Origin of the sequence: Robiginitalea myxolifaciens (assembly GCF_900115205.1) — a bacterium.
Classification (GTDB): domain Bacteria; phylum Bacteroidota; class Bacteroidia; order Flavobacteriales; family Flavobacteriaceae; genus Robiginitalea; species Robiginitalea myxolifaciens.
Genome location: NZ_FOYQ01000002.1, coordinates 262,258 through 275,477, shown reverse-complemented (window position 1 = coordinate 275,477; position 13,220 = coordinate 262,258). Strand labels below are relative to the sequence as shown.

Annotated in this window: 12 protein-coding genes; 6 read left to right on the top strand and 6 right to left on the bottom strand. The window is 47.9% G+C overall.

Annotated features, from left to right (window positions below; all coding sequences use genetic code 11):
* Nucleotide 1 precedes the first annotated feature (1 nt).
* The 3 genes from BM318_RS09375 (at nt 2) to BM318_RS09365 (ending at nt 2,982) form a co-directional block, all read left to right on the top strand.
* Nucleotides 2–541: a hypothetical protein gene (locus BM318_RS09375; protein WP_092982361.1), complete on the top strand. Its 540-nt coding sequence runs from the start codon at nt 2–4 to the stop codon at nt 539–541.
* Nucleotides 542–631: 90 nt separating this feature from the next.
* Nucleotides 632–2,299: a S41 family peptidase gene (locus BM318_RS09370; protein WP_092982360.1), complete on the top strand. Its 1,668-nt coding sequence runs from the start codon at nt 632–634 to the stop codon at nt 2,297–2,299.
* Between the two features lie 89 nt (nt 2,300–2,388).
* Entirely contained in the window at nt 2,389–2,982 is a 594-nt protein-coding gene (locus BM318_RS09365; protein WP_092982359.1) for a DUF4251 domain-containing protein, read from the top strand.
* 195 nt (nt 2,983–3,177) lie between these two features.
* On the opposite strand, the gene BM318_RS09360 is transcribed toward BM318_RS09365, so the two are convergent.
* Entirely contained in the window at nt 3,178–4,086 is a 909-nt protein-coding gene (locus BM318_RS09360; protein ID WP_092982358.1) for a hypothetical protein, read from the bottom strand.
* A 43-nt stretch (nt 4,087–4,129) separates the two neighbouring features.
* Nucleotides 4,130–5,038, bottom strand: a complete 909-nt coding sequence (locus BM318_RS09355) for an AraC family transcriptional regulator (RefSeq protein ID WP_092982357.1) — start codon at nt 5,036–5,038, stop codon at nt 4,130–4,132.
* Between the two features lie 193 nt (nt 5,039–5,231).
* On the opposite strand from BM318_RS09355, the gene BM318_RS09350 reads away from it, so the two are divergent.
* Nucleotides 5,232–6,755: an aldehyde dehydrogenase family protein gene (locus BM318_RS09350; RefSeq protein ID WP_092982356.1), complete on the top strand. Its 1,524-nt coding sequence runs from the start codon at nt 5,232–5,234 to the stop codon at nt 6,753–6,755.
* A 1-nt stretch (nt 6,756) separates the two neighbouring features.
* Entirely contained in the window at nt 6,757–7,116 is a 360-nt protein-coding gene (locus tag BM318_RS09345) for a DUF779 domain-containing protein (protein ID WP_092982355.1), read from the top strand.
* Here BM318_RS09345 and BM318_RS09340 read toward each other — a convergent pair.
* The 4 genes from BM318_RS09340 to BM318_RS09325 form a co-directional block, all read right to left on the bottom strand.
* Complete coding sequence (locus BM318_RS09340) at nt 7,113–8,336, bottom strand: PQQ-dependent sugar dehydrogenase (RefSeq protein ID WP_092982354.1); 1,224 nt, start codon at nt 8,334–8,336, stop codon at nt 7,113–7,115. The genes BM318_RS09345 and BM318_RS09340 overlap by 4 nt on opposite strands.
* A gap of 138 nt (nt 8,337–8,474) precedes the next feature.
* On the bottom strand, nt 8,475–9,341 hold the full coding sequence (locus BM318_RS09335) for an MORN repeat-containing protein (RefSeq protein WP_177218288.1): 867 nt from the start codon (nt 9,339–9,341) through the stop codon (nt 8,475–8,477).
* A 128-nt stretch (nt 9,342–9,469) separates the two neighbouring features.
* Nucleotides 9,470–10,306: a DUF2490 domain-containing protein gene (locus BM318_RS09330; RefSeq protein WP_245759796.1), complete on the bottom strand. Its 837-nt coding sequence runs from the start codon at nt 10,304–10,306 to the stop codon at nt 9,470–9,472.
* Entirely contained in the window at nt 10,299–12,137 is a 1,839-nt protein-coding gene (locus BM318_RS09325) for a hypothetical protein (RefSeq protein ID WP_143099953.1), read from the bottom strand. The genes BM318_RS09330 and BM318_RS09325 overlap by 8 nt, the downstream gene beginning before the upstream one ends.
* A 198-nt stretch (nt 12,138–12,335) precedes the next feature.
* Here BM318_RS09325 and BM318_RS09320 point away from each other — a divergent pair, with 198 nt between their 5' ends.
* On the top strand, nt 12,336–13,205 hold the full coding sequence (locus tag BM318_RS09320) for a hypothetical protein (RefSeq protein WP_092982351.1): 870 nt from the start codon (nt 12,336–12,338) through the stop codon (nt 13,203–13,205).
* Nucleotides 13,206–13,220 lie beyond the last annotated feature (15 nt).

The window sequence follows — 13,220 nt, the reverse complement described above, 5'->3', positions numbered from 1 at the left end:
TATGAAACAAAAATTCTGGACTTCAGACAAAATCGTAAGCTTTACAGCTGTCTTTATTAGTCTGGCGACGCTCTACATTTTTATCCGGCAAACGAATATAATAGAAAAGCAAAGCCGATTATATGTAATGCCCTATTTACGAGCCCAAATCATCAATGACAATTCCGCACACTTTACCCGGATGGAGCTTCATAATTACGGAGTGGGCCCGGCGATTATAGAGAGTCGTGAAATTTTTTATAACGACAAGTGGAATGATATCGATTTCGGAGATTTCTACTTTACCATGGTACCGGAAATGGAGGATGTGGATATTGTGATGGATGCCAATCTAAGTCCGGGGCAGGCCATTGCTGCCGGTTCCTCGCGGCTCCTGGTTCAACTCTGTGAAGACGCAGAATGCCATCAGAAAATGAAATCAGCTATGGGTGTACTCATGAATAAGAAATTCGATTATCGGATCGTTTATCGCTCTATTTATGGGGACCGTTGGGTGATCAATTCCAGCGGTGAAGCCCCAACGCTGTTGGAAGAGGAGTAATTCCTTGCTCATCACCAATCTGTATGGGATTTCTGTAACAAATCCCTATAGGAGACAACTAACAGGTATCATCATCAAAAACCAACCACCATGAAAACAGCTGTACTCACCTGTATTTGCTTACTATTTTGCCTTTCACCTGTTTCCTTAAAAGCGCAGACAGAAGAGGAGCACCCCGCATTAGAACTCAGCGCCGAAGCCTGGCAGGAGGATCTGGCCTCCCTTCAGAAAACAATCCATACCAACTTTCCCTTCCTCCTGAAAAAAATTAGTCCGGAGGAATTTGATGCAGCTGTGTCTGAATTGCATGATAAGATCCCAAGCATGCAACCCCATGAAATTATGGTGGGATTAGCCCGAATCGTAGCCTCCATAAAGTATGGTCACACCCAATTGGCCTATTGGGAGCAGAAAGTACCTTATCATCAATTACCTATTATCCTCTATGAATATGAAGATGGCATTTTTATTCAGGGGGTTCACCAGGATAATGCCTCCCTTGCAGGAGCTCGGGTGGTAGCTGTAGAGGGCGTACCTATAATGAAAGTAAAACAACAAATGTTACCCGTTATACCTGCTGAAAATGAGCAATTTGCAAAAGGATACGGGATCCACTACATGACCTTTCCGGAATTCCTTCATGCCCAGGGAGTAATCCCGGAACTCAAGATGTCGATTGACCTTACGGTAGAGCAGGAGGGAAAGACCTTTGATGTAAGCCTGGAGGCTGTAAAGGCCCAAAGATTTCCACGTCAATACGGAATGGTACAACCTGGAACCGACTGGGTCGATGCCCGTGACACCACGCAAACACCCTTGTACCTGAAAAACCTGGAGAAAATCTACTTCTACGAATACCTGGAAGAAGAAAAGGTCGTATACGTCCGTCACAGTCAGATCCAGGACGATCCTTCGCAGAATATCCCACAGTTCTACGCCGAACTCTTTGATTTTATTGAGAATAACGACGTGGAGAAGCTGATCATAGATGTGCGCTTGAACGGAGGTGGGAATAATTACAAGAACAAGCCTATTATAACCGGGCTTATCAAAAGCGAAAAGATCAATCAGCCTGGCAAACTCATGGTCATTATTGGCAGGCGTACCTTTTCGGCCTGTCAGAACCTGGTCAATGAAATGGACAATTATACCAACGCAATTTTCGTAGGCGAGGGGACAGGGGAGAACATCAACTTTTACGGAGATACCCGACCTGTTGAATTATCTAATTCCGGAATGAAGGCATATTTGTCGTTTGCATGGTGGCAGGACAAACCCCAGTGGGAGAACGACGACGCGCTTTATCCCCAAATAGAAGCCGTCCAAACCTTTGAAGATTACAGAACCAATAACGACCCAGCCCTGGAAGCAGCTTTGAAATTCAAGGACACTACCTATATCGCAAATCCAATGGAGTATCTGACCGGACTCTTTATGGAGGGAAAGATGGCCGAAGTGCGTTCGGAAGCAGCGCGAATGGTTCGGGATCCCAATTATGCGTACTATGACTTTATGACGGCCTTTGATACTGCAGGAAATCAGTTGCTCGCTGGGGGTCAGGTTATGGAAGCGGGATTTGTGATTGACATGACCCTGGAAATGTATCCTGAAGCCCCGGAACTATGGCTTACCAAGGCTGGAATCCTGATGAAACAGGAGAAAGGAGAGGAAGCGGCAACCTGGTTAAAAAAACTCCTGGAATCCGAGGCAAGCAGCGATCTTAAGGCCAAAGCACAAGCTCTTTTGGATTCACAATAAAATGCTAAAAGCATGTGAATTGTGAGATTTTTGGCAATATCCAGGAGATAATGCGGTTAATTTTCTAGTAGAGAACATAACACTCTATAATGAACCAAAGCCGCAAAAATTTCATCTTTCTTTGCTGTTACAGCCTCTGGGTAAGCGGTATTATTCTGGTACTGGGAACCACTACAAGTAGCTGTGCTAGTTCCAAACAAACGGCATCCCAGGAAATGATGGCCGAATTGGCTACGATTCCTGAGAAAAACTTTAATGTGGATATTACCTTTGTATATCCTCTGGGTTCTTCGGCATATTTAAGTACCGCCAATTTGGGATTTACGCAGGTGAGGGGCAATTCTCCAACACAGATCAATGTAGACGGAGATGGACACTACATTGCTGTAAGCGGCGATTCTGTTAAGGTTCATTTACCGTATTTCGGAGTTCGGGATGTCGTTACCAATTACAACGCCATTGACAACGGCATTCTATTGGATACAGATTATGAAGATTTTAAATCCTGGACCGATCGTAAAGGCAAACACATTGAATTCTTTGCCAAAGATGGATTCGAGCGCTTCAGGATACAGCTTACCTTTAAAGGAAACAGATCCGCGCTAATTTCCTTATTCAGCCCACAGCGCGATGTTATTCGCTACAGCGGAATTATTTCGGAGACTTTACCGGAAGAGGGGTAGTAGATTATCTATTTCAGAAAGCAAGAGAAGTAATATGCCACTATTCTTGAAATACTCTATTTGACATAATATAAATTATGTTTCAACCATATAAGAATTTCTGTATAGCTACGCTATTTGATCTAAAATCAGTTCTGTGACATGATTGTTACAGAACGTCACCGATTTTATGTCAGAAGAAATTTTAACCAGATCCTAGTTCCCAGAATCATTAACTCTCAAATCCGCAGAGCACTCCAAGGAGTAATTGCCGGTGCGGGCGTAGTGGTCGGAAATCGATAGTTTGGCGTCGTCGTTTTCCAGATACCAGGTGTGCTCGGGAATGGTTTCGAGCGGAATGGGAACGTCAGTGATTGGAATTTCACGAACGTCGGATTGGCTCTCGAAGCCGTCTGTGAAAACTACGGTAAAGTCCGTGGCGCTGGTCTGGACGCCCATTTCAACATCATCGAAGTACACGTTAAAACCCTCGGGGTTGGTTGGGGCAAATTCCTGCCCGCGAAGTGCGAAGGTATAGGCCGTTAGGTTGGCCTTATCAAAGGGCGCGTAATTGGGATATTCCAATTGATTCCCAGAAATATCAACCGTAGTATCGATTCCTCCTCCTTCCAAACGCACCGAAATGAATTCCAGGGCCTCAAAATCGCAGGTGATCGTCATCTTATACCAGGTGCCGGGTTGCAGGGTTATCCCAAGATCCTCAACCACCCAGTTTTCCGTGGGTGTGGGCATGCCTTCTAAATTTTCGGGTAATCCTACCGGAAACCAGAGTAATCCGCTACGCGTAAATCCGGCTAGCGCCATCCAATCTGCACCTTCAAAACGCAAGGGGTTCTCTACCCCTTCCAAAAACTCGATATCCAGTCCAAAGATCACATCTTCGGCCAGGTCTTCTTCGAAGTAAAAATATCCGCTAACATAGGCCTGGCCCGGTGCCAGTACAAAGTCCTGAACTTCCTGTCCGGAATACGAAAAAGCGACCGAAGCGCTCACAATGGCATCAAGCAAGGTCTCTGGCTCTTCGGGAACCCTCTCCTGAGGATTTTCGTTATCCGTACTACACGCAACTAAGAGTATAAAGAAAAGTACGAACCATCTTGCCATGAATTCAAAACGTAAAATTCAGGCGAATTGTATGTAGCGGCTGCTAACCTTGAATAAAGCGGTTGCGGTATACGGTAGGGCTTATCCCCTTCTGCCGTTTAAACAGGCGGTTAAAATAAGAGCGATTAGTAAAACCACTGGCGAGGAAAACTTCGGTTAAATCAATAGCGGGATCTTCGAGCAAATGTGTGGCTTTCTCAATGCGCTGTTGATTGATAAAGTCTGTTGGTGAAATGCCCATTTCCTGTTTAAAGACCTTGTAGAAATGGCTTTCGCTCATACAGGCCTTATTGCTGAGTTCGCGAATCGTTAATGGATTGTGGAGGTTATCGCGGATAAATTGAACGATATACGCCAGTCGCTTTCCACCAGCCAGGGCTGCAGCGTTATCAGTATATGTTTTCCTGGCATTCGCCTGCAGGATACGCACCACCAGTTCCTGCAGCATATTGGACACGAAGAGGTCCTTGGACGGATGATTCTCGGTATACAGGTATACCAATCGTTGGAGAATCTGATAAATGGAATTGTCGTTGGTAAAGTGGAAATTGTAATCCAATAAGTTCCACTCCTGCCCGTCGGTCCGGGTCATCTTTTCGTTCATCAACTGAACCGTGTAATTCAGGCGCTCATCCCCTATCTCCATAGCCAGGCAACGGGTGGGATTATCTTCCCGGGCTTCCGGGAAATCGATACGCATTAATTCATCGGCAGGCAGGATCAATGATTCCCCGGGTAAAAAATCGAAGCCGGGCTTCTGCCGCAGGTGCATGATTTTCTTTCCGTGGAACATGCTGGCCAATACAAACGACCCAAATTGCAACTGCACCCGGTTGGCCCGAAGATGGGTTTCAAAGATGTGCAGCGCAGAGTCTTCCAGCTCATAAGACGTTTGGTTTTCGACCAGGTCTACGAGCTTTCGGGAACGGTAAAAGGATTCAGGTAATTGCATTTGCGTTTAAATATTCGGCAACATTTTTAAACAATTATTGTGAATTCTGAATAAAAGATACACTATTTCTAATGATTATTTAAAAAATGATAGAATTGTTCACAGGGTTGATCGGATTGTTCAAAGGGAAAATAGCTTTAGCCAGTACCTTGTCTTTCAAATAATTATAGCAACAACTGATAAATAGACAGACATGAGTAACGCAAGCACTTCGGAGAAAACGGCTATACAGAAGCCGAGCTTCAAAAACCAGTACGAAAACTTTATTGGAGGCCGGTGGACGGCTCCGGTTAAGAGGGAATATTTTGACAATATTTCGCCTGTAGATGGCAGTAGCTTTACCAAAATTGCCAGATCCTCTGCCGAGGACATCGACCTGGCTATCGATGCCGCCTGGAAGGCAGCCCCAGCTTGGAACAATAGTTCCGCCACGGAGCGCAGTAATCTTTTGCTGAAAATCGCCGACGTTATGGAGCAGAACCTGGAGGTTTTAGCTCGGGCGGAAACCTGGGATAACGGGAAAGCCCTTCGGGAAACCATGGCGGCCGACCTGCCCTTAGCAGTAGATCACTTCCGGTATTTTGCCGGGGTAATCCGTGCTGAGGAAGGAACGGTTAGCGAATTGGATTCCAGTACCATTTCCATGAACATCAAAGAGCCTCTCGGGGTTGTAGGACAAATCATCCCCTGGAATTTCCCCCTACTGATGGCGGCCTGGAAGGTGGCTCCTGCCCTTGCGGCCGGGAATTGTGTGGTCCTAAAGCCTGCTGAGCAAACCCCAGTGGGAATCCTGATTCTTATGGAACTTATCGAAGGAATACTTCCGGATGGAGTCCTTAACGTGGTGAACGGTTTTGGTATCGAGGCCGGAAAACCCTTAGCCTCCAGTCCGAGGATCAATAAAATTGCTTTTACCGGGGAGACTACTACGGGCCAACTGATCATGCAGTATGCCTCCAAAAATATCATACCGGTTACCCTTGAATTAGGCGGAAAGAGTCCTAATATTTTCTTTGAAAGCATCATGGACGCCGATGATGCATTCTTTGATAAGTGCTTGGAAGGTGCAGCCATGTTCGCCCTTAACCAGGGCGAGGTTTGCACCTGTCCTTCACGAATCCTGATTCAGGAAAGTATTTACGATCATTTTATTGAGCGGGTAATCGAACGGGTAAATGCCATTAAACTCGGACACCCGCTGGATCCCACTACCATGATGGGGGCTCAGGCTTCCAACGATCAGTACGAGAAAATCCTCAACTACATCGATATTGGAAAAGACGAAGGTTGTGAGGTGCTCACAGGAGGAAATGCCGCCTACAATGAAGGACTCGAGGGAGGCTATTACATTCAACCTACCCTGTTAAAAGGAAACAACAAAATGCGGGTTTTCCAGGAGGAAATCTTTGGTCCTGTGGCTTGTGTTACCACCTTTAAAGATGAGGCTGAGGCCCTGGAAATCGCCAATGACACCCTTTACGGATTAGGTGCCGGAGTGTGGACCCGGGATACGCACCAGGCCTATCAGATTTCCCGACAGGTACAGGCCGGACGCGTCTGGGTAAACTGTTACCACCTCTATCCAGCCCATGCCCCATTTGGCGGATACAAAAAATCAGGTATTGGTCGGGAAACCCATAAAATGATGCTTAACCACTATCGGCAAACTAAAAACATGTTGATCTCCCACGATAAAAATGCCCTTGGGTTCTTTTAAAATGATCAAGCGTGTTTTAGTAACTGAAGCAGCAGAGCGGGTTATCGATTCCCTAAGGGAAAGACATGGCCCGCTCATGTTTCATCAAAGTGGGGGATGTTGTGATGGTTCTTCCCCCATGTGTTTGCCCGAAGGAGAGCTCTTATTAAATGAAACAGACCACCTCCTGGGTAACATCGCCGGATGTGATTTCTATATGTCCAAAGACCAGTATGAGTACTGGAAACACACCCAGCTAACGGTAGATGTCACCAAAGGACGGGGTTCCAGCTTTTCACTGGAGATTCCCCTAGGCATTCGATTCGTGATTAAATCCCGTGTGTTTTCCGAACAGGAACTGGAAACGCTGGGGCTCGATTAATTCTTCGCTACGGTTTCCGCTCCTTTGTAAGTAACCCGGTAAATCGCATTCCCATAATCGTCGGAGATGAGCATGGAGCCATCTTCCAGGAAGTGTAAGTCTACGGGGCGGCCGAATTGTTCCTGGGTCTCATCGTTGAGCCAACCATCGATAAAGGTGGAATACCCGGTAGACACATTTCCATCCAGGGGCACCATAGAAATTCGGTAACCCGCTTTTTTGGAGCGGTTCCAGGAACCGTGCTCTGCCAGCAAGGCCACATTATTGAAGCTTTCCGGGAACATTCCTCCTGTAGCGAATTTTACGCCTAAGGGAGCTACGTGTGCACCGAGGTTCTGAACGGGATGTACGAAATCTTCCATAGGCCGCTTGTCGCCAAATTCAGGATCGGGAATGGTTCCGCCATGGTAGAAGGGATAGCCAAAGTGTTGCCCTACTTCCCCTACTCTATTGAGTTCACAAGGCGGAATGTCGTCGCCCATCATGTCGCGGCCATTGTCGGTAAACCACAGGTCACCGGTTTCGGGATGCCAGGTGAAGCCTACGGTATTGCGCACGCCATGGGCTACAATTTCGCGATTGCTTCCGTCGGGATCCATTCGGGTAATGGTCGCGTAACGCATGTCCGAAACCGTAGAATCACAAATATTGCAGGGAGCCCCTACCGGAACGTAGAGTTTGTCGTCCGGGCCAAAGGCAATGTACTTCCACCCGTGGTGAAATTCAGTTGGATAATCGTCGTAAACCACAACGGGCTCGGGAATGCTATCCAGGTTAGCCTCGATATTGTCATAGCGCAACAGCCGATTTACCTGGGCTACATAGAGGGAGCCATTCCTGAAGGCAACACCGTTGGGGACTTCAAGTGTAGAATCCAGAATAATGATCCGGTCGGCCTTATAGTCTTTATCCCGGTCCTGCACGGCATAAACCTTTTTCTTGGAGCGCGTGCTCACGAACAGGGTACCGTCCTCCCCCATGGCCATAGAGCGTGCACCTTCCACGCTATCGGCGTATACCTCAATGGTAAATCCAGGTGGAAGATTCAGGCGATCTATAGGAAGATCACTGGGAGCTTCGTCGTATTGAACCAATACCTCAGGGGCCTCTTCGGCTTCTTTATCCTTGCAGGAGGAAAAAGCGGTGAGGCAAAAAGTAAGGATTGCGAAAGCAAAAACCTGTGGCTTTGGAAAATTTCGAAAGGGTTGGGAGTAAAACATAAAAGGCGTCTATTTTTTGACGCCTAAAGATACGGAATTGCAGAGTGCATTCCGAGTGGCAACAGCGCCGGAAAAAATCCGGACAAGAGTTTTGGAAATTAAGTTTTGTAAGGGGGATTAAAGGTCTGGAGATAGGTTCTACCGCTCCTCAACCAGCTTGTCTTCCTTCCAGGTTCCCTGGGCAACGATTTCTTCGCCCTCTCCATAGAAAGCGCCTTCTCCGCTGCGACGGTCGTTTTTCCAGTGCCCTACGTACTTATCGCCATTGGGCCAGTAATAGGTTCCCTGCCCGCTGCGACGTCCGAATTCATAAGATCCGATGTAGTATTCGCCATCGGGCCAATAAAAAGCACCTTCGCCGTGGCGACGGTTGTCCTTCCACTCCCCTTCATAGCGGCTCCCGGTTTCCAGGAGTCCTACACCGCGACCATTGGCCTTGCCATTCTTTACTTCGCCCAGGTAATACACCAATTTTCCCTTGTTATTCTTGAAGGTCAGGTATTCAGAAGGTGTATTGGATTTTACCCGGCGACGCAGGGCAGACAATTCCAATTCGGCTTTCTCCAGGGCAAACTGCAGCGAATCGAGCTGGCGTACGCTGGCCACTGAAGTAGTTGCAGGCGTCCAGATCTCCGCTGGAACAGTATCGGCTTGCTGGGCAACCATTTGCTGAAGCTGATCGCGTTGACGCAAGAGGTCGGCAATTACCGCCATACGCAATTGGATCCCCCGGGTGGTATTATCGGCAAACTCCCCTTCCGCGCCTTGTCCGGAAATTTCCTGATGTGCAGAAAAAGCTTGATCGAACTGGCCGGCAGCCAAGAGGGAATCGATATGAACGGAGGCTTTGAGCGTCTGGAGTTCGCGGTCGGCATCCCACTGTGCAGAACGGCTTTCCTCGAGTTGGGAAGCGAGTTTATTGAGGTTATGTTGCTTGACACCCAGTACTATCAGGGCAATCACGGCAACACAGCTGCTAATTAGCGTAAGTTGTTTTGGTTTCATAGGCATTGTATATACGCAGCATCATGCCTTTTAGTTCACGAGGAGGTGAAAAAATGTAAAGTTTTCCGGAATTTGTACATGAAACGTCGAAAACCCGAGGTGTAGTTGTTGCGAAATCGCAGTAAACATCAGTCTTCCAGGTGGATAGCAGGAAGCTTATTACGCACTTTTCTGAAGTCCGGGGAGTAGTATAAGTGGGCGCGGAAGGTAAATCCCTGCTTAAATATCCCGGCGTTCTCCAGGGTTTGTCCCTGAGAGTACATCAAACCGCCGGCAATAGTCAGGCGCGGGGTCAGGACATAACCCAAGGTTGTTGTGAGGCGCAAGTCTTCCAATGCACTGCCCACAACTTCCTTTCCACTCTGCATAATAAGCTCGGATTCCGGGCTAATATACCAGGTACCCGGTTCGAACTTAGTACTGTTCAGGGGGACTTTAATCCGCAACATATACCGCCAGCGATTTCGGTAGATATATTCGGCATCGTCCGCGAAGCCCTGGGACCAGCGGTGCTCAATCCGAATCCGGTGATACACCATTATTGAGGACAAGGGTTGTGCAAACTGGTACTGGTGCCAAATGCGGTATTCCGGGACCACATTGCGCCCGTCGGAATCCGGATCGGTATTGAAGTTGACCCGTAACACCCCACCCAGGCTCACATTGAAATACTTGGAATAGATGTAACTCAGGGCATGGCGGTTATAGATTTGCCCGATCTGCCCTACAAAAGGGGTTTCCTCGGTTTCATCAAAGCGAAAATGGGTCTCGGCAATCCAGATAAACCGTTTGGAGATCCGGATATTCCCATAGGTGTTGATCCACAACTTGGTAAAGGGATCCTTGTATTCCGTTTCCTCCGGGAGGACTTCCCCCTGGGCGCTGGAATTATGGATTCCCCCTGCCAGGAGAAGTACCAGTAACAGGAATAGCGCCATGGGATTGCGCAGGTTAACCCTATTCATCGACGTCGAGGTTTAGGGCAAACATGTCAATCACCGTTTGCGGGTTCTTTTCCCGTTTTAGCTTTCGCTCCAGTTTGGAAGTATCTTCTTTGCGCAATTCGAGCATCCTTTCGTAGGAAGCATCCAAAACCTGGGCCCAGTAAGCCGCCTTTTCACAAGGATTTTCGCCCCGGGCCGCCTCCAGGATGTGATTGACCAGCACATCGGTATAGGCATTCAGCAAGCGCCTTTTTACGGTTTCATCCATAATGGTGGCCGTAAAAGGATTCCAGATTTGATCGGTATAGGCCTCGCGGATCTCCGCCTGGCGTTCGGGCTGTTGTGCAACCGCTTCAGCTAAGCGATTCAGGTCCTTCAGGCAGGTAACCAATTTTTGCGCACTGGCTGTTTTATCCTCATCTTCAATTTTGGAGGAATAATTGGTGATTTCCTCCTCGCCAAAGCTTCCCAGGGCGCGGATTGCCAAATCCACGGCTTCCGGAGAGCCAGGAGGAATGGAATCGACCTGAAGTTGCAACACGCCCATGAGGCGAACCATTTCCTTTTCGAGTTCCCGCAATTCCTGAGCTTCTCGCTGGCGAACCAGACGGGTGGCAATTTGGTCTTCGATTTCCTCCAGGCCGTTGAGCATCATCGTTGCGAGTTCGACATACTTTTCAGCGGAAAAATCACTGTAATCTATGATTCCCTTATCATCGGTATAAACCGTAGACCACAAACGCACGCTCAATTCCTCCAAACTGGCTTGCCCCAGTGCTCCGGAACGCACCCAGCGCGCCATTTTAGCAAATGGTAAAGCAAAGGTTTTCCTGATGGTATCGACCTGGGTATAATAGGTGGCCGCTTCCTCATCCGATCTTCGCGCCAACTGTAGTTGCGGATTCTCGAGGATTTCGTTGGTCTTGGTGAGTAGCTTACGCTGAATACTGTCAAAGGATTGCCAGAGCTCCAGATTTTCTACTGGAATATCCCGAACCGGGATGCTTACCCGAAACCCGGGTTTAAAATCGGATTTACCCAGCCCACTTAAGACCTCATTAATTCGGGCATATCGATTTTGGTTCTCCTGAAGCATATCCGGAACCTGCAACGATGCACCTTCGGGCAGCTGCCATTCCAGGGATTGGAAAAAGTTTTGATCCAGGGCAGCCTCGCGGTAGTTTCCTCCTGGATTATCGCTAAAGTCAATGGTTTGCCATGCTTCCCCGCTTTGGAATTCGAGGCGTTCTAAGACGCCTTCATTGAAAAACCAATGCTCAGTAGCTCCTCCGGCAGCCTCATCTGAATACAGGGTCCATTGATCATGGGCCAACCCGTTTCTGAGTAAGCGACCAGCCAGGGTATTGCCATTGAAGGCAATCTGAAAGGTTTTCTGAGGAATTCCCTTATCAAAGCGTATACTGCTGCGAAAAAGGACGTCTTCCAACTTGGAATTGCGCACTTCATTGACGGTATGCGTCCAGAGACCATCAGGCTTCCCTTCGGACATGATCCCCAGGGCTTCGTGCTGCTTCCCGCTTACATTGACCTTATATTGAAAATCGACGACCTCGGTTTGGCTGTCGGTACTGAACTCCCCGAACTGAAATTCCCAGGCTCCCGAAGGATAATCGTCTGCAAAATTGCCCCTGAAAACAAAGGTGTAATCACCGGATTCCAGTAAGGCGCCCAAATTGGAGCGCTGAAAGACAAAAGGTCCCTGAAGCAAGGTGTCTCCCTCCCGGATCTCGTAACCAAAGTTGGCCTGACCGGAGTACTTCCCTACACGGAATTCCCCGGAATACATTTCGGCTTCCTGTGCAGTCAGAGTTGGACCGCATAACAGGAGCATAGTAATGCACAGCAGACGGGTAAGCTTATTGAATTGGTATTGTTGAAAAAGAAAATTGATGCCCTTATCTAATTTAGAACCCACCCTATGTACGGATCAAATGCCGTATCGGATCATTAAAAGGTTCTTTTTCTTCGGCAAAGATACAGGCATTGTATAAATGGCATGACTTTAGCAAGGCTTTTGTACTTTAGATTTATGACACAATCTTCAACTTTTTTGGCTCAGGGTGCTTTATTTGCACGTTTCTGTATCGCTTCGCTCATCCTGATCTTGCTCGGCTGCAGTCCTTTGGCAGGCCAGGATGTGGCTTTCAACCGGGATAAGGACCTGCTGCTGGCGCAATACGATTGCAAAACCGATGTAGACGACCTGCATAGCGCTGCAGCCCTGGCCTCTTTGATGCGCCACCAGGATTATTCCGATATCGAATTCCACGTGGTAGGCGGTAGCTACGGCATGCAAAACGGGGCCTACGTGCCACCCAATACCTTATTCGATGCGATTTTTCCCGGGAATTGGACGGATGCTCATACCGATTGGGATGGGGCTGTGGCAACTGTTACTGAAAGGGCCGCAGGAATATTAGATGCTGGCGGTGCTGTATGGATTGCAGAAGCGGGGCAATCAGATTTTAGCGCCGATGTCCTGGCGAAACTCATGAAAAACGGATACAGCACGCAACTCGAAAAGCAATTTCACGTGGTGCAGCACAGTAAATGGAACGAGCAGTCGACCACCCCTAAGGATTTAACATTCGTAAAGGCAAACTGCGATTATATCAAGATTCCGGATGGGAACGCTGTTGGTAATGGTAGTCCGGGATTCGTTACCAAAGCGGTGTTTGATTTGGAAGCAGAGCTACAAGATCCCGATCTTCGGGACATTTGGGAACTTGCCCTAGCGGAAGCCAATCGGTACAACGGGGAGAACCAGCGCTATCGCAACAACGATATTTTCAAAGGAGGCCTTGATTTTTCAGATATGTCCGAAGCCTGTTTCATACTTGGTTTAGGCAACCTCAAGGATGCTGCTGCTTTTTTTGAGATTATAAATACTACCCCTTAAGGAGTAAAGCTGTCC